General features: G+C 52.9%; 21 protein-coding genes. 11 read left to right on the forward strand and 10 right to left on the reverse strand.

The features are described 5' to 3' along the window. Positions 1–10: 10 nt before the first annotated feature. The 4 genes from pstA to OS189_RS15145 all read right to left on the reverse strand — a co-directional run bounded on the left by pstA (position 11) and on the right by OS189_RS15145 (position 4,865). Positions 11–1,339 (reverse strand): phosphate ABC transporter permease PstA, encoded by a 1,329-nt coding sequence (gene pstA / locus OS189_RS15130; RefSeq protein ID WP_267168172.1) that lies wholly within the window; start codon positions 1,337–1,339, stop codon positions 11–13. Continuing rightward, positions 1,336–2,562, reverse strand: a complete 1,227-nt coding sequence (gene pstC, locus OS189_RS15135; protein ID WP_267168173.1) for a phosphate ABC transporter permease subunit PstC — start codon at positions 2,560–2,562, stop codon at positions 1,336–1,338. Before pstC ends, pstA begins: the two co-directional genes overlap by 4 nt. 60 nt (positions 2,563–2,622) lie before the next feature. After that, the gene (locus OS189_RS15140; RefSeq protein WP_267168174.1) at positions 2,623–3,660 is read right to left on the reverse strand and encodes a substrate-binding domain-containing protein; all 1,038 of its coding nucleotides are present in this window, start codon (positions 3,658–3,660) and stop codon (positions 2,623–2,625) included. A 140-nt stretch (positions 3,661–3,800) separates the two neighbouring features. Beyond that, positions 3,801–4,865 (reverse strand): sensor histidine kinase, encoded by a 1,065-nt coding sequence (locus OS189_RS15145; protein ID WP_267168175.1) that lies wholly within the window; start codon positions 4,863–4,865, stop codon positions 3,801–3,803. A gap of 987 nt (positions 4,866–5,852) precedes the next feature. On the opposite strand from OS189_RS15145, the gene OS189_RS15150 reads away from it, so the two are divergent. Genes OS189_RS15150 through arsC form a run of 3 tightly spaced genes read left to right on the forward strand, consistent with a single transcriptional unit; the run spans position 5,853 to position 7,681 of the window. After that, positions 5,853–6,185, forward strand: a complete 333-nt coding sequence (locus tag OS189_RS15150; RefSeq protein ID WP_267168176.1) for an ArsR/SmtB family transcription factor — start codon at positions 5,853–5,855, stop codon at positions 6,183–6,185. Positions 6,186–6,194: 9 nt separating this feature from the next. Next, entirely contained in the window at positions 6,195–7,262 is a 1,068-nt protein-coding gene (arsB, locus tag OS189_RS15155; protein WP_267168177.1) for an ACR3 family arsenite efflux transporter, read from the forward strand. Further along, a complete protein-coding gene (arsC, locus tag OS189_RS15160; RefSeq protein WP_267168178.1) occupies positions 7,259–7,681 on the forward strand; it encodes an arsenate reductase (glutaredoxin) in 423 nt (140 codons plus the stop codon). The genes arsB and arsC overlap by 4 nt, the downstream gene beginning before the upstream one ends. A gap of 599 nt (positions 7,682–8,280) precedes the next feature. On the opposite strand, the gene OS189_RS15165 is transcribed toward arsC, so the two are convergent. From OS189_RS15165 to OS189_RS15175, 3 genes are all read right to left on the reverse strand, one after another. After that, complete coding sequence (locus tag OS189_RS15165) at positions 8,281–9,603, reverse strand: ammonium transporter (RefSeq protein ID WP_267168179.1); 1,323 nt, start codon at positions 9,601–9,603, stop codon at positions 8,281–8,283. Between the two features lie 23 nt (positions 9,604–9,626). Beyond that, complete coding sequence (locus tag OS189_RS15170; protein ID WP_267168180.1) at positions 9,627–9,965, reverse strand: P-II family nitrogen regulator; 339 nt, start codon at positions 9,963–9,965, stop codon at positions 9,627–9,629. Positions 9,966–10,968: 1,003 nt separating this feature from the next. After that, positions 10,969–11,217, reverse strand: coding sequence for a LysR family transcriptional regulator (locus OS189_RS15175; protein ID WP_267168181.1), 249 nt, complete (start codon positions 11,215–11,217; stop codon positions 10,969–10,971). Between the two features lie 286 nt (positions 11,218–11,503). On the opposite strand from OS189_RS15175, the gene OS189_RS15180 reads away from it, so the two are divergent. Beyond that, positions 11,504–11,740 carry a Rossmann-fold NAD(P)-binding domain-containing protein gene (locus tag OS189_RS15180; protein WP_267168182.1) on the forward strand — a complete coding sequence of 79 codons (237 nt, stop codon included), beginning with the start codon at positions 11,504–11,506 and terminating at the stop codon, positions 11,738–11,740. A gap of 240 nt (positions 11,741–11,980) precedes the next feature. Next, positions 11,981–12,406 carry a PACE efflux transporter gene (locus tag OS189_RS15185; RefSeq protein WP_267168183.1) on the forward strand — a complete coding sequence of 142 codons (426 nt, stop codon included), beginning with the start codon at positions 11,981–11,983 and terminating at the stop codon, positions 12,404–12,406. Between the two features lie 456 nt (positions 12,407–12,862). Here the strand turns inward: OS189_RS15185 and OS189_RS15190 are convergent, their stop codons facing one another. Further along, positions 12,863–14,341 (reverse strand): winged helix-turn-helix domain-containing protein, encoded by a 1,479-nt coding sequence (locus OS189_RS15190; RefSeq protein WP_267168184.1) that lies wholly within the window; start codon positions 14,339–14,341, stop codon positions 12,863–12,865. 97 nt (positions 14,342–14,438) lie between these two features. On the opposite strand from OS189_RS15190, the gene OS189_RS15195 reads away from it, so the two are divergent. The 6 genes from OS189_RS15195 (at position 14,439) to OS189_RS15220 (ending at position 21,765) form a co-directional block, all read left to right on the forward strand. Then, a complete protein-coding gene (locus OS189_RS15195; RefSeq protein WP_267168185.1) occupies positions 14,439–16,064 on the forward strand; it encodes a tetratricopeptide repeat protein in 1,626 nt (541 codons plus the stop codon). A 1,899-nt stretch (positions 16,065–17,963) separates the two neighbouring features. Then, on the forward strand, positions 17,964–18,638 hold the full coding sequence (locus tag OS189_RS15200) for a type 1 glutamine amidotransferase domain-containing protein (RefSeq protein WP_267168186.1): 675 nt from the start codon (positions 17,964–17,966) through the stop codon (positions 18,636–18,638). Between the two features lie 73 nt (positions 18,639–18,711). Beyond that, positions 18,712–19,308: an SDR family oxidoreductase gene (locus tag OS189_RS15205; protein ID WP_267168187.1), complete on the forward strand. Its 597-nt coding sequence runs from the start codon at positions 18,712–18,714 to the stop codon at positions 19,306–19,308. 281 nt (positions 19,309–19,589) lie between these two features. Then, complete coding sequence (locus tag OS189_RS15210) at positions 19,590–20,342, forward strand: amino acid ABC transporter substrate-binding protein (RefSeq protein WP_267168188.1); 753 nt, start codon at positions 19,590–19,592, stop codon at positions 20,340–20,342. 5 nt (positions 20,343–20,347) lie between these two features. Continuing rightward, entirely contained in the window at positions 20,348–21,022 is a 675-nt protein-coding gene (locus OS189_RS15215) for an amino acid ABC transporter permease (RefSeq protein WP_267168189.1), read from the forward strand. Continuing rightward, positions 21,019–21,765 (forward strand): amino acid ABC transporter ATP-binding protein, encoded by a 747-nt coding sequence (locus OS189_RS15220; protein WP_267168190.1) that lies wholly within the window; start codon positions 21,019–21,021, stop codon positions 21,763–21,765. Before OS189_RS15215 ends, OS189_RS15220 begins: the two co-directional genes overlap by 4 nt. A gap of 591 nt (positions 21,766–22,356) precedes the next feature. Here the strand turns inward: OS189_RS15220 and OS189_RS15225 are convergent. Both OS189_RS15225 and OS189_RS15230 read right to left on the reverse strand, forming a co-directional pair. Beyond that, on the reverse strand, positions 22,357–23,430 hold the full coding sequence (locus OS189_RS15225) for a PAS domain-containing sensor histidine kinase (RefSeq protein WP_267168191.1): 1,074 nt from the start codon (positions 23,428–23,430) through the stop codon (positions 22,357–22,359). 344 nt (positions 23,431–23,774) lie between these two features. Further along, positions 23,775–25,832: a catalase gene (locus tag OS189_RS15230; protein ID WP_267168192.1), complete on the reverse strand. Its 2,058-nt coding sequence runs from the start codon at positions 25,830–25,832 to the stop codon at positions 23,775–23,777. Positions 25,833–25,851 lie beyond the last annotated feature (19 nt).

Raw genomic sequence — 25,851 nt, forward strand, 5'->3', positions numbered from 1 at the left:
GTTTTTCTCCTTACCAGCGGCGTTCAAATCGGCGACGCAACAGGACTGCGGCAATGTTCATGATGGCCAAAAACACCAGCAATGTGATGATCGCCCCTGACGCGCGTTCAGCGAATCCGGGATCGGCGCGTTGTGTCCAGTTAAAGACCTGCACAGGCAGTGCCGTCGCAGCTTCGCCAAACAGCCCTGCGGTTTCGCTGTAGGGGGCTGGATATTCGCGTACAAAGGCCACCATTCCGATCAATAACAACGGCGCGGTTTCACCCAGCGCCTGCGCCAAACCGATGATGGTGCCTGTCAAAATTCCAGGTGCCGCAAGCGGTAGAACATGGTGAAATACGGATTGCACTTTACTCGCCCCGACCCCCAGTGCCGCATCACGGATCGACGGTGGCACTGATTTCAGGGCGGCGCGCGTTGAGATGATAATGGTTGGTAGGGTCATCAGGGTTAATACTAATCCGCCAACCAGTGGTGAAGATTGGCGTAGCCCGCCAAAATTGATGAAGATCGCCAGGCCAAGAATGCCAAAGACAATCGACGGCACGGCGGCAAGGTTGCTGATGTTTACTTCAATAAAGTCAGAAAGCCGGTTCTTCGGCGCAAATTCCTCCAGATAGATCGAGGCGGCAACACCTAGGGGTAAAGCCAGCACAAGAACCACAAGCATCATATAAAGCGACCCCAGGATGGCCACACCCAATCCGGCTGCTTCGGGGCGCTGGTCGCTGGCATCGGGCGCTGTCAAAAACCGCCAATTGAACCGCGTCTTAATCACGCCGAGGTCTGCAAGGCGTTGTGCAATTTCCAGTGCTTCAGGGGAGGTGTTACCATCCAATGCTGCGCTTTCCATCGTGACGCGGCCCTTGAAATATCCATCGACCCGCCCCTCCGTCAGAACGTCGATTGTCAGGGTTGTACCAACCAGTTCGGGGTTCGCCAAAACATGATTGCGCACAGTCGCTACCGCTTCTTTGCTGATCATCTCGCCGATGTGTTTATCTGATAAATCGGTCGTAATGCCCAGCTCGGCCAGCTGCCTGATCAACGCGGCCCGCAGTAATGGCGCATAGCCAAACGTCGTAACCCTTGCCATGAGGTCTGGGTCGCGCGTGCCGGTTTTGTCAAGTTTGTCTTCGGGCAATGCGATCTCAAGGGTGACGTAAGTTTGGCGAAACGCGCCCACACCGCTTGAAACAACGGTTGTTAACAAAACCACAAGTGCCAGTGCAGCGATGCCAATCGCGCCGAGCCCATAGAAGCGAAACCGCCTCTCAGCTGCGTTGCGGCGCTTTGTGCGATCATCGCGCACCAATAGTGATGGGGTAACCTTGCTCATTCGTACTGCTCCCGAAATTTACGCACAACGACGAGGGCCACCACATTTAATCCCAATGTAAGGACGAACAACGTTAGCCCAAGTGCAAAGGCAACCAACGTTTCAGGGCTGGCAAAATCGGTGTCCCCCGTCAATTGGCTGACGATCTTGACGGTGATTGTTGTCATGGCTTCGAACGGATTCAGCGACATCCGCGCAGCGGCGCCAGCCCCTAGAACCACAATCATCGTCTCGCCAATTGCGCGACTTGCGGCCAACAGAATTGCACCGACAATGCCGGGTAGCGCTGCTGGGATGACAACCTGCCGGATGGTTTCTGAGTGCGTCGCCCCAAGACCAAAGGACCCGTCGCGCATGGATTGGGGGACCGCGTTAATGGCGTCATCCGACAACGAGGATACAAACGGAACCAACATGATCCCCATCACAAGTCCTGCTGTCATGACTGATGATGCGCTGTCTCCCAGTCCGAGGGGTTGCGCAAAATGATCCCTTAGCAGCGGCCCGACAGTCATCAACGCAAAAAGTCCATAAACTATCGTTGGGATACCGGCCAACACCTCGATCATCGGTTTGGCAAAACCTCGCATGCGCGGCCCTGCATATTCGGACAGGTATATCGCCGCGAACAGGCCAACCGGAACCGCAATGAGCAATGCGATGACGCTGATATAAAGCGTGCCCCAAAGCAGTGGCAGGATGCCCAACGCGCTGTCACCGCGAAAATTGGGCGCCCATTCAGCCGAGAAGAAGAAATCGACCCAGTCGTAGTCGCGAAAAAAGTTGGCTGTTTCAAAAATCATCGATAAAACAATGCCCACAGTCGTTAAAACGGCGACACTTGATGCGCAGAGCAGTAGAAACTTGATCCAACGCTCGGACGCTGTACGGGCCCGAAAGGATCGTGTGGATTGCCGTATTGCACCGATACACCCAAGTGCGGCGACACCTAAGACCGTCCAGTACAATACGGGAAATGAAAGCGTTTCGATGCCCTGTTTTTGCGCGATGGACCGGATCAGATACAACACAAAAACAGTGACTAAAACAGGAACAATCACGCTCAGAAATGCATTCGTTGCGTGGGCTTTGGGCAATGCAGCTAACGTACGGACATCTCCTTGTGATGCCGCCGTAGCGCGCACTTTGGCCCCCCAAAAGCCAATTGTTGCCAGTGCTATAACAACAACCGGCAACGAGATGAAAAATTCAAACACCCACATCAAGGCAGCTTTCCTTTTGATGGCTGCAGGCCCGACACAGCATCAGCCCTGCAACCTGTTTTACATACCGTCGAGAAGGGTGCGGTTTGCTACTGCATCTTGCGTGCTCGCCAGCTTGGGATCAGACACCAGACCGTATTCGGCCAGTGGGCCGTCCGGCCCCGCGATTTCATCGCTTACGAAGAAATCAGCAAACTCCTGCAAACCCGGTATTTCACCCAGATGCGCGGCCTTGATGTAGAAATAAAGCGGCCGCGAGACAGGGTAGTCGCCTGTGGAAATGCTCTCTGTCGTCGGCACAACATCGGACATTGTGGCAACCTGCAATTTATCACTGTTGTTTTCATAAAACGACAAGCCGAATACGCCGATACCGTTGGTATCCGCTTCAATGCGGGCTAGTGTTTCGGTGTAGTCACCGTCAACATCAACCGACAATCCGTCTGTTCGAACCGTCATGCAGGAACTTTCGGCAGCATCCTCGTCGCCGCCGTTGATCGCCAGAATTGCGTCCAGCGCACCGCTTTCTTCACAGCCTTGCAGAAGCACTTTTTCCTCGAACACCTCGCGTGTTCCGTGCTTGGTGCCCGGAATAAACGCTTGGATCGGCTGATCCGGCAGTTTAGCGTTCACCGCGGTCCAGTTTGTATTGGCGTTTGCCGCCATTGCACCGTCAACAGGCAGTTCGGCAGCGAGGGCCAGATACCAGTCAGCAGGCGTAAATTCAAATGTGTTACCGTCGATGTCGCTGGCGAATACGATGCCGTCGTAACCAATGCGCACTTCGACAATATCCGTCACGCCGTTTTCAGCGCAGGTTGCGATTTCGGAGTTCTTGATCGCACGGCTGGCGTTAGCAATGTCGACTGTGTTTTCGCCGACACCTTCGCAGAACCGCTTAAGGCCTGCCGATGACCCCCCGGATTCAACAACCGGAGTTGGAAAGTCGAAGTTTTCGCCAAATGCTTCGGCAACGATGGCCGCATATGGCAATACAGTAGATGAGCCTGCAACCTGCACGTTTTCGCGCGCAACGGCCGCAGTGGCGGATACGGTGGCAAGAAGAAGTGATGAAGTTGTAAATTTTACGAGTGACATAGTCGCTCCTGTCAAATTCGCTTGAGGACCACCCCCATGGTGATCCTGGCGCGCTTATCGGCGCGCTTGCTTTCAGTTTTGCTACAGGAACATTACAGTTTTATGACATCTTGATGGGGCGGGCACTTCTGCCCACAGACTTATCCATCATTGACAATCGAGGGCAGAACGACAGTGAATTGCGACCCTTGTCCAACCTGACTGCTGATCTTCAGTCGACCCCGATGGCGATTTAGTATGTGTTTTACGATCGCCAGCCCCAATCCGGTGCCGCCAAGTTGACGGTTGCGATGACCATCGGCGCGATAAAAACGTTCGGTTAAGCGTGGCAGATGGAGCGGAGCAATCCCCGGACCTTGATCGGCAATCTTGATCTCAATCGCAGGGCCACGTAGGACAGGATCGTGCATAACGTGTTCGATCGTCACATCGACCGTTTGATCCGCGCCACCATATTTGATCGCGTTCTCGATCAGATTGGTAAAAATCTGTATCAACTGGTCGGCGTCTCCGACAAAAGACAGCGGCCCTGTCCCCAACTCCATTTGCAAGGTCACGTTGTTTTTCGCAGCCATCGGGTTGAGGTTTTTCAGTGTGGTTTGCAACAGCGCTCGCAGATCGATCTGTGTGTTTGGGCGCACCCGTTCCTCGGCTTGGACGCGACTAAGGGACAGCAAATCACCTACAAGCCGGTTCATCCGTTCCGCTTCATCGGCCATGATGGCCAGAAACCGGTCTTGCGCTTTTGCATCGTTGCGCGCTGGGCCACGCAGAGTTTCAATGAACCCCATCACGGACGTTAATGGCGTGCGCAGTTCATGGCTGACGTTCGCAATGAAATCGCGCCGCATTTGTTCTGCTCTCTCAGCACCGGACACGTTTTCAAGACTGAACAACAGTAAATCAGTATCGCCAATAACCTGCAAATGGCCCTTATAGTTCACGTCCTCGCCGTTTTCGACAATCTGATATGTGACGGTTTGAGGTGTGCGGTTCGTCAAACCTTGCTCTACAGCGGCAACCAGTTTCGGGTGCCGTACAGCAGTCGCGAAATGACGTCCCAAAACAGCGTTTCCCAGCACATCTTCGGCCAACTCGTTCAACGCTACAATGACGTGTTCATCCCCGATGATTAACGTTGGCAGCGGGAAGGCGGCAATCAAATCCTGTGCCGCCCAGAGTTGCTGTTGTTTTTGGTCGGGCATGATTGCACCTGTACCTTAATCCATTCGGGGGTTTGTATCCGGCTTCAGAAGGTAACAAAAGAGTAACCAACCTAACTTGTCGGTAGCATACTCCTTTAGCCGATAGTCCTGATCTCGAAACAGTTCAGCTCCAATTGACCGCCGCTCGGCGAAGACTGGGCGTGCCCGACATAAACACAACCCAGCCCGACCCGGTCGACTTGCTTAGCAAGGTGAATGGCCGTTTTCATCGACACCTTGCGAGCCTTTGATCCTTGCACACGCAGAATGGTTGATGTGAGGTGTGGGCGCTGCGAAAGAGGTGTCAATCGATCACAACCGGTTTGGAATCGCGAGCGACGTTTAACATTTGTTAGAAGTTATAGATGTTGGCCGGTTCGACGATACTTCCCCGCGCCTTCAATCTTTGCCCCTGGATAGCGGGGAACTGTCGACTTTTTGGGGCCCAGCAGAAGCTGGACGTCCTCGTGCAGCGCACAGAATGGTTGCCGTAGCCACTTAACTTAAAGCCAATCAAAACAGTCCAGTTCCGAACCAGAAGCTCAAACTGGCGTGTTGATAAGTGCGGACGGTCATGGAAAGGCCCGGAAACATAAATTGGCATCCGGTTATTTTGAAAGACTTAATCCAGTTGGTCACAGTCTTTCCCGTAGTATGTCATCGCAGATAAGATCCGTGTCTTTGAGCGTGACAGGATCAAAAACGTCCAACATCCTATCGACTGCGACAATGAACAAACCCGGATCCGGAAGGTTTTCCGCGGGTTAGGGGCCTGCGCAAAGAGCCAAGATCCGTTCGGGAAGCAGCAGACTCTTTTGGCCGACTAGGCGATCAATATTCGAGGTTCCGCGCTTCTGGAATATCGCAGGAAATTGGGTTTTGAATCTTATCTGCCTCCTATTCAGCACAATCTGCAAAATTGCGGTAAAAGTGAAAGTATCCAAAATAGAACTTGACGATCGCCGTAATATCAATATTTCTTGATATATGGATAGTAAGACCGCTCTCGATGCCTTCGCCGCACTCAGCCAGCCTACCCGGCTAGACGTCTTCCGCTTGCTCATAAAGGCAGGGGAGGTCGGCATGTCGGCAGGCGATATCAGTGATACTCTCGGGGTCCGCCAGAACACGATGTCGGCCAACTTGTCGATCCTTGCACGTTCCGGATTGATACGCAGCGCGAGAGAAGGGCGCAGCATCCGTTATTTCGCCGATATGCAGGGGATGCGCGGACTGTTGAGCTTTCTGATGGAAGACTGCTGCGGCGGAAACCCCGAGCTTTGCCAACCCGTTATCAATGAACTCGCCTGTGCCTGTTAGGAGACTATCATGACCGATACATCGTTTTCCGCTGCGGCGGGTCTTGGAACATTTGAGCGGTGGCTGTCCGTCTGGGTGGCGCTAGCGATTGGCGCGGGATTGCTGTTCGGCAATCTTTTCCCGGAGGTTTTTGCCGCTCTGGCTGCGCTGGAGGTTGCATCGGTCAATCTGCCCGTGGCGGTACTGATCTGGGCGATGGTCTATCCGATGATGGTGGGTGTGGATTTTGGCGCATTGCGGCAGGTGGGCGACAAGCCGAAAGGGCTGGTCGTGACGCTGGCGGTGAACTGGCTGATCAAGCCCTTCACAATGGCAGCGCTTGGCGTTCTGTTTTTCGAGGTTGTGTTTGCCGGCCTGATCCCGCCCGATGATGCGCAGGCGTATCTGGCGGGCGTTATCCTGCTGGGGGCAGCGCCCTGTACCGCAATGGTGTTTGTCTGGTCGAACCTGACGCGCGGCGACCCGACCTATACGCTGGTGCAGGTCAGCGTGAATGATGTGATCATGGTGTTCGCCTTTGCGCCCATCGTAGCCCTATTGCTGGGCGTGACCGACATTGTCGTGCCGTGGGATACGCTGCTATTGTCGGTGGGGCTTTATGTCATCCTACCGCTGATCGCTGGATATTTCACCCGCAAAGCCCTCGTCGCGCAAAGCGGCGAGGCGGCGGTGGATGTCTTTAAATCGCGGGTGCAACCCTTCTCGATCTTCGGTTTGCTGGTGACGGTCGTTCTGCTGTTCGGGTTTCAGGGGGAGGTGATCATCGAGCGTCCGCTGGTTATTGCGCTTATCGCGGTTCCGCTGATTATCCAATCCTATGGTATTTTCTTTGTCGCTTATTTTGCGGCGCGGGCGTGGAATATTCCCTTCAACGTCGCAGCTCCCTGCGCACTGATCGGCACATCCAATTTCTTCGAGCTGGCTGTCGCGGTCGCAATCAGTCTGTTCGGATTAGGCTCTGGCGCGGCACTGGCAACGGTTGTCGGTGTCCTGGTGGAAGTGCCAGTGATGCTCTCGCTTGTTGCCTTTGCCAACAGGACACAGCACTGGTTTCCAAAGGAAAAGGATGCATCATGACCGTCGTTATCCACCACAACCCCGATTGCGGCACGTCGCGCAACGTCTTGGCAATCATCAAAGCGTCGGGCGAGACGCCAGTGGTCATCAATTATCTTGAGACCGGCTGGACCCGCCCACAGCTTTTGGCGCTTTTTGCCGCTGCCGGTCTAACGCCCCGCACCGCCCTGCGCACGACGAAGTCGCCGGCGGAAGAACTGGGACTGCTCGATCCTTCGGTCAGCAACGATGTAATACTTGAAGCGATGCTTGAGTACCCCGTTTTAGTCAATCGCCCTATCGTCTGCACCCGCAAGGGCATTCGCCTGTGCCGCCCGAGTGAGGCGGTACTGGATCTTCTTGACCGTTTGCCGCCCGGCCCAATGACAAAAGAGGATGGCACGCCGCTGATTGATGCGAACGGAAATCGCGTGGGCTGATGCCGAAGTTTTTCTGCTTCCCCAAGAATGTCCTGAAATCCACCGCTCGTCGGACAGCTTGTCGAAGCGGGTATCTTAACACTTGCGGCGAAAGCCTGCTTCGACTGCAACTTCGCCCGTGACCGGCATTCTTTCGCAGCGAAGTGCACGAGTAGCTGGTATTCACGTCGCATTGCGAAGTCAAAATTTTGGCATTTGCGGCAAGTTGTGTGCTACGTGTGGAAGCAGCGAAGATTAAAACTTTCTGCTCAGGGCTCGCATTCCGTCCTCGCCGCTGCCTGATTTCAGATTTTTTCCAAACCGGTGAATGGCACGCACCGTTCCCCAACATCGCTTGGATGTCCATGCGCTCCGCAATACTCAAAGCGGCTTCCAATTCGACGCTAACATAACACACTGTGCCGTCGCGTAGAGCATCGCATTGGTATGAATGATCTCTGTTTGGTGGAGCCACACCCGCCATCTCTGCAAATGGAGTTGACGGCTGTAAGTACACTGTTCCGCATTTCTGTGTAGTAGTGAGTGTCGCCTGCAAAGAAACATTCCGATAGGCATTCCCCAGCCTAAGCAGGGAAACGCCTTTTTTTTACACCAGATGCTTAGCCTGCTTTGAATTCCGGATACGCTTCCATGCCCAGCTCTGCCATATCAAGCCCGTTGATTTCACTCTCTTCGTCAACGCGGATGCCAACAGTTGCTTTAAGTACCATCCAGACAACCGAAGACGTGACGCATACAAATACCCCAACAACAAGGATTGAGTAAATTTGAGTGCCCAAAGCTGCAGCGTCGTTGGTGAACACTACTGCAATGGTCCCCCAGATGCCTGCACACAAATGCACAGGGATCGCACCGACCACATCATCAATCTTTAGCCGATCAAGGAAGGGCACCGCGAAGACCACGATTGCGCCCCCTACACCACCGATCAATGATGCCTGAAAGAGAGAAGGCGTCAACGGCTCTGCCGTGATAGACACCAGTCCCGCCAATGCACCGTTCAGGATCATTGTGAGGTCGGGTTTCTTGTACATTAGCTGGGTTAGCATCAATGCAACGACAGCACCGGCGGACGCAGCAATATTGGTGTTTGAGAAGATGCGGCTTATGTCAGCAACATTACCTGCTGTATTCATATACAGCTGCGAGCCACCGTTGAATCCGAACCAACCCATCCACAGAATGAATGTGCCCAATGTGGCAAGCGCGAGATTTGAGCCCGGAAAAGGTACAACTTTGCCATCTTTATACTTGCCTAAACGGGGCCCGAGAATAATGGCGCCGCAAAGTGCTGCCCAACCACCGACCGAATGAACAACTGTTGAGCCCGCAAAGTCCTGAAAACCCATGGCATCAAGAAAACCACCGCCCCATTTCCAGCTTGCCTGAATTGGATAAATGACAGCTGTCAAAATGATGACAAACGCCAGAAAAGGCCAAAGTTTGATCCGTTCCGCCAGAGCACCGGACACAATCGATGCCGTTGCAGCACAGAACATCAGTTGGAAGAAGAAATCGGACCCGACGGAGGCATAGGTCAGATCTGGCTCGACACCCGTAAGCCCGACGGGCTCAAGGCCGGTCACCGCAAAAGCGCCCAATATGTTCGGGATCGTCCATGCATCGCCCGGATACATCAGATTGTACCCCAACAGATAGAAGAACAGAGAAGCGAGCGAAAACAAGGCAATATTTTTGGTCAGTTGCATGGCCACGTTTTTACCGCGCACAAGCCCAGCTTCGAGCATGGCAAAACCCGCAGCCATAAAGAAGACCAGAAAGCCCGAAACCATAAACATGAATGTTGTGAAGATGAATCCTATTTCTGCCGTGAGCGGTGTTTGGTCCACTTCTTGAGCAAGGCCGATCTGGGGGGGCAAAATTAGGGCGATGGGCAGGCCCAGTTTCCAAAATCTGTGCATAGTTGGTTTCCTGTTTGAGGTTATCATAGTGCATCCTCGCCGGTTTCGCCGGTGCGTACGCGAACGGCTTGTGCGATATCGATTGCGAAAATCTTCCCATCGCCAATTTTTCCGGTGCGGGCAGTCTGGGAAATCGCTTCGATAACGTCGTCAGCCAATGAGGATGGAACAGCGATTTCGAGCTTTATTTTGGGGACAAAGTTCACGGTATATTCCGCGCCACGGTAGATCTCGGTATGCCCCGATTGCGTGCCGAAGCCCTTGATTTCATGAACCATCATGCCGCGAACGCCGACAGCGGTAAGCGCTTCACGGACCTCCTCTAGCTTAAATGGTTTTATGGTTGCGATTATGAATTTCAAATTCTTCTCTCCTCGTTCGGGTGACTGTGCAGTTTCAGCCTAGGGATCGCTGCATTGCAGCGTAAAGGAGAGTGCCGCCACCAAAGTGACCGAATGCGCGAAAGCGATTAATCATTAGGCACGCGGGTAGGGGGCGCTAAAATTTTGGGCAAAAATATAAAACCATATCCCGATAAACTGTCCAAATTGGCATTTTTCAGAACAGGTTTCGTACGGCGCGAGCGCTCTCGGTTCATTTGAGAGGAAGTTGTGGGAAAGCGCAGCGACTCAACCATTAGGAAATTCGTTATCGCTGCGGTTCACATGCACGACCAGGTTTTGCGGGGCACGGCGGCAAAGGAGCGTATTCAGTTGCAGCAATATCTTCGCTGCGAGCGCACGCAGCACAAAATCAAGACGTCTGCTGTGGGCTCCTTATTGTCATTGGTTGAGTCTTGGATGGAAAATCTGGCCTTATGAATTTATTCCGGACAACCTCTGCAGGATTAACCCAGCTTATCCAGATGCTGCTACCGCTGGCTTGGCATTTTCGTACACGTCCAGCAGGCGGCCTTTCAATCTGTAAGAGTTTGATGTCGAGATTTTTGGCATCCAAAGAATAGCTTTAGAGATGCAAGGTTTTCCACGTAAGCGAAAGCCGCGCCAGCGTAGGACCATACTGCATCAGTGCGATTGATATAGTCTGGCACAAGTGAAAAGCATGATGCGGATTTCACACATTGCGCGTATCTAAGTGTTGATCAAACAAGTGATCTATAAAACCCGATTGGTCAATCGTGTCCGCGATGCCGCGATTTGCAGGTGGCGCGCCAGTTCAGCAATATCAATCTAGTCATTTGCAAAAACGGCTCGATTTTGACGCGGCGCAGACGTATTACTCTCTGAAAAGCACTTTGGATGGATGGCTTTTGGGAACAACATCCGGAAACGCAATCAGAAGATCTACCTGCCCGAATTGTATCGTTTCAGTGGCTCGTTCGTTATCAATGTCACGGGAAATTTTCTAAAAATCGGGTGCGTCCTGACGAATGCGCTCAATAATCTCAGGCATCACAATGACCTGCGCATAATCGGTTGCTGCGATCGCAAACGCCCCCGAAGCGGTTGCCGGATCGAAGGTATCCTGCGCGGTCAATGCTTCCAGATCCAAAAGAATTTGCTGGATTTTGAAATTTAAACATTCGGCGGCGAGCGTCGGGACAAAACCGTTTGGTTTGCGAATAAATAGCGGATCCTCGAAGACTTCCCGCATCGTCTTGAGTTGATTGCTTGCTGGGTCGGAACCATCTGTTCTGCGACCCGTGATGCGTTGCTTCGCGCATAAGTGTCACAATCAGAAAACGGGAAGAATTCTGCGGGCGCATGGCACGTGACACCAAAAAGGAAAGCGCAATGTCAGAGAAAATAATTCTGATCGGCGCTAAATGGAAAAGGGGCCAAACAGCGCTGAGTGGTCCGGGTAGGCTTGCAATCATAACGGCCAGCCGCGCTGGGGACGGGGTGAGCACCAAGTCGATGAAAATGGATTGTTCGCTCGGATGATTGGAGTGCTTAACGTTAAACCTATCCCGTCCGCGGTTGCAGATGCCGTAACAAGTGATGCGATCGATACGTTTTCCAAAGTGGTTGCTTACGAAATGCCGGGTGTCATCCGCGTAAACTCGGTCAGCCCAGCAGTTTTGACAGAAGTCTGGGATGTTTATCCTAAAATGATCTCTGGCTTTGAGCCCGCGCCGAGCAAATTGTTAGGCAAAGCCTTTGGAGCGCGCAGTTGATGGTTTCATCACCGGTCAGATTATCCACATGGACGCTTAAACGTATCGTATGGTTACTCTCGGAACCTTATCCAACACTACCTCACAGGGGGGGGACGGCACCGTACAGAGCGCGCAGCTTTACCGGACTTTTTGTCTGAGTTGACAACTGCGGAGAGAAACATAAGTTGGTTCGTGAGGACGGCCTCCCCCATCTAGGGCAATTTTCTGGGACGACCCAGCTATCAGATGGGAAGTATCATGCGAACAACTCGCGACCGTATTCGCCACGCAATCAGTTTTGAATTCATTGGCCTCCTGCTTGTTGTTCCGCTTGGGGCCCTTGGGTTCGGGTTGCATGCTGCAGATATTGGCGTCGTCGCAGTCAGCGCAGCGACCATCGCGACCCTGTGGAACTATCTATATAACTGGCTTTTTGATCGAGCCATGAGGTGGTGGAAAGGTAGCGTTCAGAAATCGATCATCCTCCGCATTCTTCATGCAATACTCTTTGAAGCAGGTCTCTTGTTGGTGACGCTACCTCTCCTTGCGTATGTTTTAGGAATTGGTTTGTGGCAGGCACTTGTCGTGGATTTGGCCTTCGTTGTGTTCTATCTGATTTATGCATTCATTTTTAACTGGGTTTATGACTTGGTTTTTCCGCTTCTCAATCAGGCTCCAAGATAATGTTTACGGTGCTCGGCCGGGTTGACGTCCAGCAGTGAAAATACCGGGAACCAAGCAAATTTCTGCGTGGTCTAAATGGGAATGCCGGCTTTGGGTCCGGAACGTCAAATGATGGTTCTCGGATGAAAGTGTAGTAAGTTCGCATCCAGTTCCCCGAACACTCCCCCGAAACAAGGCCTCTAACATACCAACAGAATCTAATCATTTTGGTTGCGGGATCTCGATTTCACGAGTGCCACTCCTCAGTTTCCGGCCTCCAGCATTGGAACGACTTCATCCGGAGATTGCGCCCGACGTTCGCTCGAACATTATGACTTCTGAATATCAGGGGCGACACAGGGCCATTCTCTGCCGTCCGTTATAGCGTGCGCAACATGCCGTTGGCGGTTCCTCATAGCGGGAGCGGACGATCATAGGATAGTAGCAGACCAGAATGAGACGTGCCCTAATCTCACTCTATGCCGGCATGCTTGCTTTCGTCAGTCCCGAAAGCCAATCTCGGCGCACGCGTTGGGGTGTGTGAAGTTCGTCTTGAATCTGGCACTCTCTGGAAATCGACCAGTCAGGATTCTCTGCCATATAGGGGATCAATGCGTTCCGTGCCGCCCTTGAATTGCCGAGCTCATGATAGATCACGGCCAACAATTTTGCCTGTTCGGCTGTCCTGCACGGAATGGATTCCATAGCTTTGAGCGCCTTTTTATGCTCGCCCATCTGCCAATATATGCGCCCCTTCTTGTAGGCCAGTTCGCGGTTCCGCAACGGGTTGATCCGCTCTGCCATATTGATCAATTCAAGAGCGCGGGCTGTATCGTCAAGATTGAGGTAAGGATCAATCATCCCCGTTACGACGAGTGTCGAGGACGGATTTATTTTGGCTGCACGCTCAAACGCTGCAATTGCGGATCTGATTTCGCCACGTCCAACTAACGTTCGCCCAATTGCATAATGCACAAGGTAGTTGTCTGGGGCGATGGCAAGTGCGCGGGCCGCCAATGTCTCGGCACGGCTACGAGCGGCGTCGATGTCTTTTATAATCCAGCCGGCGTCGATACCGACCCGCAAAGCCAGCGATTGACCGAAATGCCCCCACGGTGCATCCGGAAACCGTTTCAGTGCGGTTTCTTGCTCCAGAACGTTCCGTTGGAATGCCTCTCGGGACTGAAACCGCAACATACGACTGCGCGCCGCATTCTCGATGAGCATGGCACTGATATCGCCCATATCCATACGGTTCTGAGCCATGTCGATTATCTTCGCCCCCACGGCGTTTGCGACATGTCGTCCGATCCACGGCGTGACATTGAAAAATTCGCTTAAACTGAGTTCCACCTGATCAACCCAGACACATGCATGGTCCTTGGTTGATACGAGTCGCAAGCTGATGCGGACACAAGTTCCGTCACTCTGGACGCCGCCTGTGACGACGTAATCGGCGCGTTGCTCTGCGGCGATCTTGCCCAACCGGTGTGCCGTTGGCTCGCTTGGATCAGCGAGACGCGAGAAAACAGTAAGTTCGGGGTAGCGGGCAAGGTAAGTGATGATGGCTTCAGCCAATGCCGCCAACAGTGCCGGAGCCCGCACTCCGGATACGCCGAGGTTGTCAAACGGAAGCACAGCGATAAACGTGCGGGTTCGCGTTGCAGCTGCTTGCCCGTTTCCGGGTAGTTTCGGTTCTGCGGATGGCTGGTCCGATAATATCGATTCACATGGCTCGGCAGCGGAGGCGAAGCGGTAGCCCTGCCTTGGGATCGTCTCGACGATGCGTTTATCGGTGTCCGACAGGACGCGGCGAATGTCCGCAATGCATTGCGCAACGTTTTCATCCGACACCAGTTCGACGTCCCACGCGGCCTGAACAAGCTGTGCGCGCGTGACGACCTTGCCTTTGTGTTGTGCCAAATATTTCAGAACCTGTCGGGACTTATATCGCATCGGAAGTTCGCAACCCGAACTGTCGCGAAGATGTCCGGACCTCTGGTCAAGCACAGCTGCGCCGCACTTAATTTCAAAAGATTTCAAGGAATTTCGTTTGAAAAAACGCACGCCAGAACCTCCGATTGAAGCCTACCACACTTTATTTGTCCGGCGAACCAAAACGAATGATGTTCGCGCAGAAGAAGGAAACTATTTCATGAAAAATGTGATTTCGAAGACAACGGTCTCGCTTGTTGGTTTGCTTTTAGCGACAGGGCCGGCCGCGGCACATAACCTTGATGCGGTAATGGAAGGCCTTGATTCCTCTACACTTGGGAAAGTAGAGTTCGCGACATCCTGCACTGAAGACGCCCATGACAATTTTCAGGTCGGTCTGCTTTTATTGCATCACATGATGTATCGCCAATCGGCACAAGTGTTCAGTGTTGCGGCTGAGACGGATCCTGAATGCGCTATGGCGCAATGGGGCATTGCGATGACCAAGTTTCATCCGCTTTGGCCCGGCGGCCCGACACCGGAAGAAACGGCAGCCGGCCAGTCCGCCGCTGCAAAACTGTCTGAAATGGAGGCTGGTTCAGATCGCGAGGCAGCTTATATCGATGCAGTTCGTGCATTTTATGCGGGTGGAGATGTAGGGTTTCGCGGCCGCCTTGCCGCTTGGGCTGCCAAGCAACGCGAGATAGATGATGCCTATCCCGATGATCTGGATGCTAAAGCTCTTGATGCTCTCGCACAGCTTACTATGGCCCCGCGCGGCCCCGACGCGGTCCCTGAACTGCGCGCGGTGGGAAAGCGGATGGATGCATTGCGCGTTACCGCCCCATACCATCCGGCGGGCTATCACTATGCGTTGCATGCCTATGACCACCCGGCACTTGCCGAAATGGCGCTTGAAGCGGCTCGGGGGTATGAGGCAATTGCACCCGAAGTCCCTCATGCACTTCACATGCCATCTCACATCTTCACACGTTTAGGACTATGGGAGGAATCCGCAGCCTGGAATGCGCGTAGCGCTGCGGCGGTACTTGACCAAGTGGGGGGTGGTGTACTCGCCGACCATTACCCGCATGCAATCGACTATGCTGTTTATGCCCATCTGCAGGTGGGCAACGTTGCGCAAGCAGCGGCACTTTTGGCTGAGCTTGAGGAGCACCCCGGAATTGAGAATACGTTCGGTTCAGCCTACGCGACGGCCGCTGCAGCTGCACGCATTCCGCTTGAGACGGATAACTGGGAAAAAGCGGCAAAGTTGCCTACCGACCTCAATCCCGCCATCACATGGGTTCGCTACCCGCAGGCCATTGCGATGCGCTGGTTTGCGCGCGGCGTAGGTGCAGCCAGATCAGGTGATGCTGCCGCCGCGCAACAGGCACTCGACGAGCTTGTAGTGTTAAAAGGGAAAATGGAGGAAATGCAGGCGCAGTATTGGTTGGCACTTCTCGACTCACAGACCAAGTCCATCGAAGCCTGGATAGAATTCTTGGACGGGAATTCAGAAAGAGCGCTCAACTTGATGCGACAGGCTGCCGAGACCGAGGACAAGATCGGCAAGGCGCCAGTTACACCGGGACACATCCTTCCTGCCCGTGAACTTCTTGGCGACTTGCTATTCGAAATCGGGGATATAGCGGCCGCGAGGGTAGCTTACGAAACCGCCCTTGAACATTCACCCAACCGACGCAGAAGCCTGACCGGACTGACCGCTGCATCTAGACGATAGAGTGTTGATGCATATTTCGATCGGAAAGGACCTGTCCCTGAGAAATCATGGGCAGGACCTTTGTTTGTGTCTCGGGATACTTAGATTAGCCATCTCGAACAGGGCCAAGAAAAAGCACGCGACCGGTGCAAAACGCCTCGTAAGGGGAGTTATTACGACACTTATTCTGGCGGTTTTCTTTGGGTGCGGGAAACCGATCCCGCTTTTATGATCTGCCTGTCTTACGCCGATTTCTTGCATTGATCGGGGGTGATGCCAAACTCCCGGCGGAAGGCGCGGTTGAATCGAGATTGGTTTTTGAACCTGAAATCAAGCGCAAGACCGGCGAGGTTCCCGCGGCGAACGTTCTCGCTTCCAGTATTTTCCGGCATGAATGTAGACGTACGCTTCGGATATAGGCGGCTGGTGTTGCGCCCGTAACAGCAAATGTATTGTACAGACTGCGACGTGATAGGGTTGTGAAGCGCTACTTTGGCAAAGATGGGACTTGCGATTAGATGACGGGTAGTTTGACATCGGTGATGTAACACCGGTTGCATTATCATCCGTGACTGCTCCAAGGGTATTGTCAAACCCGCAGGTGAATGGATATCGATCGTCGAGCTTGAAACCATCGCAATATCCTCCTGCCATCGCCGCGCATCATGACATGTGGGATGAACGGCCCATTTCATTGCCATCAAAGCACCCGGTGCAACCCTGACCTAAGCTGAATTGCAGGCGTTCTATGAGGGCAAGGTCCTTTCAGAACGTCATAACAAACGCCGGACGCCACAATCTTTGTCGATAAACTGCAGATGGGTGCCACTGGCAAAATTCAGAAAAAATGAACTGCGCAAGACTGGGGTGCCCATCTGATTGGAAGCGGAGCCACCAATGGCCGATCCACAGATCCGGGGTAGCGGTGCCAAAACCCCGATCTGGACCGAGTGCTTGCCAATTTCACAGCCGCAGAAGATGCATGGGCGCAGACCGATAACATGGGATCATCTGCTCTCGAAGTTCGGATGTGGAAGGGCGTGATGCCCACCAATTTCGCGCAGAATACCGCGTCCGAATGCGATATTTGAACGACGGACCGCGCGGGTAAGGTCTCGCTTGTGCTATCCTACTACCATGATGCATAAAATCGCTAGTCTAAGTTGGAAAATCAGGCCGCCAATATCGCAAAGTTTGATCTTGCCCCATGCAACGACAATTGGTCAAATTTAGCCAATGGATATCGTCACCTATGTGTTCGATCGGCCCGAACGAGTGATCGTCAAGGCGCCGTGGTGCCCCTGTTCGCGCAACCTGCTGTCAGGTTTGATGACTCTGTTGCCCAAGCCGCCGTAGTTTGTGACTAACGTAAGTAACACAAAACAGGCACGCTTCTGAACCGTCTCCACCATGTTCCTAGCTAGCCAAAATTATCGCGTTTCTTTTGAATGCATTGCTGGGTTGAGCGGGTGAAAGACGGGAGGAGCATTCCTACCCTTTTCGGTTTGGCTACAAAGGGACATTAGAATCCGACGAAATTTGATGCGAGTATAGGAAACTACGCTCGTTCGTTAGAGAGATATCAGGCTGATCAAGTGGTCAACGTTGGCTACGAGAGCATAGTGGCACCGACATCTTAGCCTTTCATGGGGATTGACCTCGGCCAAACAATCGCAGTGCGGCGTTTTTCGAAGCAGAAAACCCTAATTTGTTGACAGTTCGGGACGCGGAAAACAATTACCGAAGTTGCCATTTTAGGGGACGAGTGCCGCGATAAAAGGTCAAGAGTCTCAGAAACTGACCGAAATGCCGGAACAATCACCGTCGGCGTTTGTTCGCACAGTGAAGGGCAGGGCTTCTGGCAGACCAGATGTCAGAGTGTATGACCTGCAAACACACAGAATTAGAGGCGGCAAAGAAATGAACATTCTTATGATACTCACGTCCCACGACGAGTTGGGCAACACCGGCAACAAGACCGGCTTCTGGCTGGAGGAATTCGCCGCGCCCTATTACGTATTCAAGGATGCGGGGGCCGAGATCACGTTGGCGTCACCCAAAGGCGGCCAGCCGCCACTTGATCCCTCGAGTGATAAGGACGACGCACAGACTGAAGCCACCAAGCGTTTCAAAGACGACGATGCTGCACAAAAGGATTTGGCCAACACCAAAGTTTTGTCCACCGTATCTGCAGATGGATTCGACGCAATCTTCTATCCGGGCGGTCACGGCCCGCTGTGGGATCTAGCTGAAGATGGCGATAGCAGAAAGCTGATCGAGGCGTTCAACTCGACTGACCGCCCCATCGGCGCTGTTTGCCATGCCCCTGCCGTTTTCAAGCATCCCAAGGGGTCGGATGGAAAGCCGCTTGTGTCGGGCAAGACAGTCACGGGGTTCACCAACACTGAGGAAGAGGGCGTTGGTCTGACGGACATCGTTCCTTTTCTGGTCGAAGATATGTTGAAATCGAATGGTGGTGATTACCAGAAAGGCGACGATTGGGCATCATTTGTTGTAACCGATGGCAAGCTGGTGACCGGACAGAATCCTGCGTCATCAGAAGAAGCTGCGCGCAAATTGCTGGCGTTGTTGTAGGGCCGCGCCGGGGCAACCTGCACGTGGTTGCCCCGATGCTCCAGAAGCCAAATTTTATGAAGTGGAGATCTCAATGGACATCCTTGTAGCAGGCGCGACGGGCAATACCGGTCTGCGCCTGGTCAACGAACTGAAAAGGATCGGCCATTCTCCGATCGCGTTGGTCCGAGAATCCTCCAATACTGGAGATTTGCCGTCCGATATCGCCCTCCGTCACGGTGATCTGACCGATCTTCAGGACGACGTTTGCGAGGGATGCGATGCAGTGATTTTCGCAGCCGGCTCCGGCGGCTCCACCGGTCCAGAAATGACCGACAAGGTGGATCGCGACGGAGCCAAACGTCTGATCGACATTGCCGCCAAGGCAGGGGTGAAGCGCTTCGTAATGCTGAGCAGTGCTGGCGCTGAAAATGCGGATCCGGATGGCGATCTCGCACATTATCTTAAGGCAAAACACGCAGCAGACGAACATCTGAAGGCTTCGGGCCTCAGCTATGCGATCATCCGTCCGGTCAGCCTGACCGATGATCACGGCACCCGAAACATGCGTTTCGGTGACGATGTCGACATGACGGGCAAAGCTGCGCGCGGCGATGTCGCAGCCGTGTTGGCGAACGCTGTAGAGGATGCCGAATGGACCGGTAGGGCGTTGCTGATGGAATCATTCTGATCTGCGCAGTATCGCGGCAGGCAGTGAGAGCAATCTGTTAAGGGGAGGGGGCTAACGAAGCTTCATAAACTCAACATCGTACGCTGCTGATCGGGGCCCTGATTTCAATCAGCCTCCATTCGCCAAGGCGCAGGCCCTTGATAACATTCTTTGGAATAAGCCCTATCAAGGACAACGTTCCGGCGGTGCCGCAATTACTGTTATAACAGACTTAGTTAGCCGACGATCATTGAAGGGGGTCCCCCCATTGTTAAGTATCTCGCGAACCGACGGAGTATATCATGAAAAAAACAGCTGCCATCACATCATTCATTATCGCATCCATCTTCGGCACAGCTCAGGCGGAAACGCTGAACGTAGGCATGTCGGGGGGGTATTTCCCTTTTACCTTTGTGAAATTAGATGAACTTCAGGGTTTCGAAGTGGATTTCATTAATGCCATTGCTGCCGAAACTGGTGACGAAGTCAATTTCGTTACAATGTCGTTTTCCGGCCTTGTAGGTGCTCTTGAATCCGGCCGGATCGATACAATCGCGAACCAGATTACCATAACGCCAGAACGCGAGGCGAAGTTCGTCTTTTCGCAGCCTTACGTTTTTGACGGGGCGCAAGTGGTGGTCAAGGCGGGGAACGAGGACACAATCGCCAATGTCGAAGATTTAAGCGGTAAAACCGTGGCGGTGAACCTTGGGTCCAATTTCGAACAACTGCTGAACGAACTGCCCAACGCCGATCAAATCGAAATTCGTACTTATGAAAGCAACATCGCGCAGGACACTGCTCTGGGTAGAGTTGATGCATTTGTCATGGATCGCGTGTCGTCGGCCCAGTTGATCGCGGAAAGCCCGCTGCCGCTGGCATTGGCGGGCAGACCTTTCAGTCAGATCAGAAATGCATTGCCATTTCAGGACAACGCCGAAGGCAATGCGCTACGCAACCGGATTGACGCCGCCATTACGACACTAAAAGAAAATGGGACCTTGACCGAAATCTCGGAAAAATGGTTCGCTACTGATATTACTGTTGCTGAGTAGAAAACATGAGGGCACTCGATTTCGAATACATGTGGGATCTGGTGCCCATTTTGTTGGGGTACGTTCCGCTAACCCTGTTTATGGCTGTGGTTGGCATGGTTTTCGCGCTGGTACTGGCATCTATCATGGCGGTGGAGCGGGTGTTTCGCGTGCCGGTGCTGGATGTTTTCGTACGGCTTTTCATTAGCTTTTTCCGCGGTACGCCGCTGCTGGTTCAGTTGTTCCTATTCTATTATGGCCTGCCGCAGGTGCTGTCGTTTCTGACAAACATAGACGGCGTGACCGCGACAATCATGGGGCTGACGCTTCATTTCTCTGCCTATATGGCGGAGAGCATTCGCGCCGCGATCCTTGGTGTCGACCGCAGTCAATGGGAAGCTTCCCAAGCTGTCGGCATGACACAGGTCCAGATGATGTCGCAGATCATCCTGCCGCAAGCGGCGCGCGTAGCGGCCCCGACGCTGGTCAATTACTTTATCGACATGATTAAGGGCACGTCGCTCGCTTTTACGCTTGGCGTTACGGAAATGATGGGCGCAACGCAGAAGGAAGCCGCTGGCAGTTTCCTCTATTTCGAGGCTTTTCTCGTGGTTGCCGCGATTTACTGGATCATGGTCGAAGCGCTCGCCTTTGTGCAACGTAGGCTCGAAATCTACCTCAACAAGGCGCATGCAAGATGACATCAAACTCTGGCATCTCCGTGACCGGGCTTAGCAAGGCCTTCGGAAACACTGCTGTCCTGAAGGACATTTCGCTCGAGATTGCGCCGGGCGAACGTGTCGTCGTGATCGGGCCATCAGGCACCGGAAAATCGACGTTGCTGCGCTGTCTGAATTTTCTCGACCGCCCTGATGAAGGCGTGATCCGCGTAGGCGATCTGACGGTAGACGCCAGCAGCGCGTCCCGCAACGACATCTTGGCGTTGCGAAGGCGAACCTCGTTTGTCTTCCAGAACTACGCGCTTTTCGCCAACAAAACGGCACGTGAGAACATCACTCAGCCGCTCATTACGGTTAAAAAACAGTCAAAAACCGATGCCAATGCGCGTGCCGAAGCGATCCTAAGAGAAACCGGCCTCACCGAACGGGCCGATGCCTATCCGGCCGCTCTTTCAGGTGGGCAACAGCAGCGTGTAGGTATCGGTCGTGCCATGGCGCTGGACGCCGATCTGATGCTGTTCGACGAGCCGACTTCGGCACTCGATCCCGAATGGGTCGGAGAGGTTCTCGATCTGATGCGGCGGGTGGCCGAGAAACGCCAGACTATGTTGATAGTTACTCATGAAATGCAGTTCGCCCGCGAGATAGCGGATCGAATCCTGTTCATGACTGATGGAAGAATTATCGAACAGGGCCCCCCGAAAGAGCTGCTCGAAAACCCGCAAGATACGCGCACGAAAGATTTTTTGCGCCGAGTTGTTTGAGCATTTTTCGTAAGGCAGAAAAAAATGCCTTAATGACGCGTTTCGAGGGTAGAAACCTGAAACACAGATATCCGACGAAATAATGAAAACCGCACCGCATCCTTACGAAGTTCGTCCGTTTCAGTTTCATAGTTCATCTCCTTTGTTGCGGTAATTGCTTTCAAAGGAGCGGGATCAAACCGTGACGGGGCCAGTTGGCAAGATTGTCGTAAGCCGGGACGCGGTGGCCAAGATTTACGGGCTGGAATTGCGTGGAGAGTTGGTGGCTATGCTAAACGCAGCAAGGCCCGCCGATGAGGCGGGCCTTGCTTAAAACGAAAATTCGCTAAAGTTGGTTGCGGGAGCTCGATTTCAGAAATACTTGCCTTTGCATTCCGCTCGGGCGATCGGCATTCTTTGCTCCTGATCAACTTCACGTAGCGACGAAACGAGCCAAAAAATTGGTCTTTCAATCCATTAACTAAACAAAAGCAGGCATTGGTCGCGTATAGCATTCTACTGAACCTAAATTCAGCAAGCAGAGTCACGAACGACTGGGAATCAAAAAGTCGGCCAGTTTTCGTAGATCAGCATTCATAATGAGCACAAAAATCATTGGCTGGGGAACAGGTCAGGCTTTCCGTCAACGGGTAATTCTAACTGAAAAATAGTCTTGTTCGCATCTGATATCACATCAATTTTGCCGGAGTGTGCCTTTACGATTTCATGAGCGATATAAAGCCCCAAGCCCAACCCTTGGAGTGAGTCGCTTTGGGCAGACCGTTTAAACGGTTCGAAGATGCGTGAGATTGTCTGTTCGGGGATCACCTTCCCGGAATTGGCTACCGACATCACAAAGACATTATCGTGCGCATCCGTATCAACTAATATTGGCTTGTTCCTTGATCCATGTGTCACAGCATTGGCCACAAGATTTGACAAAACCTGTTCCAACCGCGCAGCGTCACAAGTCAGAACGCCCTTGAACTTGAACGAGGTCATGATCTTCCGTTCGGGGTGTGCGAGACGTATTTCGTCAACGACTTGCTCAAATCGATCGTTGATATCTGTAATTGGGGCTAAATCGACTGGGATACCACTGCCTAAACGGGCTCGCGCGAAATCCATCGTGGTATCGATCAGTTTGGCCATCCGGTCTGCACTGTCGTCAATCGCTGCAAACATTGCGGCAATTTCTTTGTCGTGGGGTTGGCGTGACGCAATTCTGACAGCTGATCCAATCGCAGCCAATGGATTGCGCAGATCATGTCCGAGTATGGCAATGAACTGTTCACGCAAAATGGCTTCATCTTCGGACGACTTCAAAGCAAGAGAGCGTGCTTTGTCGTCTGTCACATCACGGGCAGAGCATACAAAAATATCCCCTTCGGGGACAGCAACCCACGACAGCCAACGGTAGGATCCGTCTTTGCAACGATACCGATTTTCAAAATGCAATGCAGACTGGCCTGATTTCATTGATATGAACAGTTTTTGCGTGCGTTCCATATCTTCGGGATGAAGGAAATCCGTGAAGACCATCGTTTTGATTTCCGTTTTGGACCACCCCAGCACCTTTTGCCACGCAGGGTTCGTTTCGACAAAAACCCCGGCTTGATCGACAATGCCGATCATATCTGGTGAAACCTTCCAGGTCAGGCTGTGCGTGTCCGCATGGGTTGTCATTCAATCACCGCAGTAAGAAGTAGTTGGAATAGAATAGCTAAGCCTATCTCTCATCATTCGCGGGTTTTTGCCTGCAGAATTTCTGTCAGTGCCGAGAAGCCTTGGCCAGACCATTGATGAAAATGGCGGTCTTTGCAAGTTCCGCCCCGTCCCCATAGCGTGCCCAGCCGCTTCGTCTCTGCTTTGGCGGATCACCACGGCTCGACTACACAGGTATTTACGCGCGCCCCCCAAATTTTAAGCCTTAGAGCGCAGCAGGATTCAAACCGATTGCTTTTGAAATCGGACGCGGCGCGCGCAGTTGGTCATACATTTTTGCGTAAACACGCAGTTTCGCAATCAGATCAAGATGCGTCTCTCGCCCAATAGCGCAATCCTTCGCACATTTTCAGAAAACCGGCGACGTTATCATTGTTTAACTTTAAGATGCCATCATCTAATTTTCCCGCTACCCCCACTGCTTCGAAAAGTGGCGTGCTGGCGTCTGTCCAAGCAATAAACTTCGCATGGGCAAATGCGTCACTGACAAAATCCTGTGCCGGCTTGTTTCGGGCCAATTCCTCGCCCGCATTGGCAGAGAAAATCAGTGCCACTGCATCGAATAGAACAGACGGGCCACCGTCGATTGTTTCGTCGGCAGCTTTCATGGTGCCATCGGACAGCTTAACGCCCGCGATGTGCGGCGCGATGATCGCAACCTTTGCGCCCGCGTCGGTAAAAGTTGTCTCAATCTTGTTAACCAAATTCGCATCCGCCCCATCCGTCAGGAACAAGCCCAATTTGCGACCTGCAAAGCTGTCCGGACCGTTCTTGAGAATACTTAATGCATCAGAAGCAGGCAGATCCGTGATCGGTTTGCGCGCAGGTTTCGCGGCGTCCGGCATATCGGTATAGCCAAGACCTTTGGCCACGGCGTTGGCCAGATCATCATGCACATTCATCAGATGGCTCAGCATCCGCAATCTGATGTGTTCATGTTCGCATTTGGACAACTCAAACGTATAAGCGGCGGCGATGTGGTTCTGCTCTGTCTTTGTTTGGCTGACGTAGAATTGCCGCGCCTGACTGTAGTGATCGGCAAAGGTTTCTGACCGCGTGCGCTGCTTGTCGCCCTGCACCCTTTCGGAATAACTGGTGAACCCGATTTCGGGATTTTCACGCGGTCCACCATCGTCGCCCCAACTGTTGGGCTCATAATTGGCGCGCCCTTTGGGGTTGTGCATGGCCATGTGACCATCCTGTTGAAAATGGTTCATCGGACATTTGGGCGCATTGATCGGAATGTGGGTAAAGTTCGGCCCGCCAAGCCGTTTGGTCTGTGTATCCAGGTAGGAAAAATTGCGCCCCTGCAAAAGCGGATCGTTAGTGAAGTCGATCCCACGCACAATGTTTTGCGTGCAAAACGCCACCTGTTCGGTTTCTGCAAAAAAATTATCTACAGTGTTATCGAGCGTCATGGTGCCAATGATTTGCACAGGCACCTGTTCTTCGGGAATCAATTTCGTTGGATCAAGGATATCGAATTCAAATTCATCGGCGAAATCATCATCAAAGACCTGAATACCCAGATCCCACTGCGGGTAATCGCCGGAATCAATCGCGGCCCACATGTCACGCCGGTGAAAATCGGGGTCCGCGCCATTGATCTTTAGCGCTTCGTTCCAGACTACCGATTGCAGCCCCTGTTTGGGCTTCCAGTGGAATTTGACAAAGTGCGATTTGTCATCGGCATTGACCAATCGGAAGGTGTGAACGCCAAACCCTTCCATGAAACGCAAGGAGCGCGGGATCGCGCGATCGGACATAGTCCATAGTGTTGTATGAATGGATTCAGGTGTCAGCGATATAAAATCCCAAAAGTTGTCATGCGCGCTTTGCGCCTGTGGGAAGTTACGGTCGGGGGCGGGTTTGACCGAATGGACCAGATCGGGAAACTTTATCGCGTCCTGAATGAAGAACACGGGGATATTGTTGCCGACGAGATCCCAATTGCCCTCACCTGTGTAAAACTTGACCGCAAAGCCGCGAACATCGCGCGCCACATCAAATGATCCCTTGCTACCGGCGACTGTCGAAAACCGAGCGAAAAGGGGCGTTTTCTCGCCCTCGCGCTGAAAAATGTCTGCGCAGGAAAGCTCCGGGATCGCCTTTGTCAATTCAAAGTGGCCATGAACGCCATAGCCACGCGCATGGACGACGCGTTCTGGAATCCGCTCATGGTCGAAATGAAAAATCTTTTCCCGCATGATATGGTCTTCCATTAGCACAGGTCCGCGTGACCCCGCCGTGAGAGAATTCTGATCATCCGCAATCGGGCCGCCCTGCGCGGTTGTCATTGTCTCATCGCGCTGGTCGGCTTGTTGGTGCGTCGCACCGCCCTTGTCCATCTTTGGCTCTGTCATGGTTTCATCTCCCTAATAT

This window comes from Sulfitobacter sp. F26169L (genome assembly GCF_026410285.1).
GTDB lineage: Bacteria > Pseudomonadota > Alphaproteobacteria > Rhodobacterales > Rhodobacteraceae > Sulfitobacter.

Bases quoted from the DNA above. Each gene is read 5' to 3' on its own strand.
- arsB (WP_267168177.1), top strand. From the start codon at position 6,195: ATGACCGATACATCGTTTTCCGCTGCGGCGGGTCTTGGAACATTTGAG.
- OS189_RS15215 (WP_267168189.1), top strand. From the start codon at position 20,348: ATGAGGGCACTCGATTTCGAATACATGTGGGATCTGGTGCCCATTTTG.
- OS189_RS15140 (WP_267168174.1), bottom strand. From the start codon at position 3,660: ATGTCACTCGTAAAATTTACAACTTCATCACTTCTTCTTGCCACCGTA.
- OS189_RS15220 (WP_267168190.1), top strand. From the start codon at position 21,019: ATGACATCAAACTCTGGCATCTCCGTGACCGGGCTTAGCAAGGCCTTC.
- OS189_RS15180 (WP_267168182.1), top strand. From the start codon at position 11,504: ATGATTGGAGTGCTTAACGTTAAACCTATCCCGTCCGCGGTTGCAGAT.
- OS189_RS15205 (WP_267168187.1), top strand. From the start codon at position 18,712: ATGGACATCCTTGTAGCAGGCGCGACGGGCAATACCGGTCTGCGCCTG.
- OS189_RS15200 (WP_267168186.1), top strand. From the start codon at position 17,964: ATGAACATTCTTATGATACTCACGTCCCACGACGAGTTGGGCAACACC.
- OS189_RS15190 (WP_267168184.1), bottom strand. From the start codon at position 14,341: ATGCGATATAAGTCCCGACAGGTTCTGAAATATTTGGCACAACACAAA.
- OS189_RS15210 (WP_267168188.1), top strand. From the start codon at position 19,590: ATGAAAAAAACAGCTGCCATCACATCATTCATTATCGCATCCATCTTC.
- OS189_RS15150 (WP_267168176.1), top strand. From the start codon at position 5,853: ATGGATAGTAAGACCGCTCTCGATGCCTTCGCCGCACTCAGCCAGCCT.
- OS189_RS15230 (WP_267168192.1), bottom strand. From the start codon at position 25,832: ATGACAGAGCCAAAGATGGACAAGGGCGGTGCGACGCACCAACAAGCC.
- pstC (WP_267168173.1), bottom strand. From the start codon at position 2,562: ATGTGGGTGTTTGAATTTTTCATCTCGTTGCCGGTTGTTGTTATAGCA.
- pstA (WP_267168172.1), bottom strand. From the start codon at position 1,339: ATGAGCAAGGTTACCCCATCACTATTGGTGCGCGATGATCGCACAAAG.
- OS189_RS15165 (WP_267168179.1), bottom strand. From the start codon at position 9,603: ATGCACAGATTTTGGAAACTGGGCCTGCCCATCGCCCTAATTTTGCCC.
- OS189_RS15175 (WP_267168181.1), bottom strand. From the start codon at position 11,217: ATGCGGGAAGTCTTCGAGGATCCGCTATTTATTCGCAAACCAAACGGT.
- OS189_RS15185 (WP_267168183.1), top strand. From the start codon at position 11,981: ATGCGAACAACTCGCGACCGTATTCGCCACGCAATCAGTTTTGAATTC.
- OS189_RS15225 (WP_267168191.1), bottom strand. From the start codon at position 23,430: ATGACAACCCATGCGGACACGCACAGCCTGACCTGGAAGGTTTCACCA.
- arsC (WP_267168178.1), top strand. From the start codon at position 7,259: ATGACCGTCGTTATCCACCACAACCCCGATTGCGGCACGTCGCGCAAC.
- OS189_RS15145 (WP_267168175.1), bottom strand. From the start codon at position 4,865: ATGCCCGACCAAAAACAACAGCAACTCTGGGCGGCACAGGATTTGATT.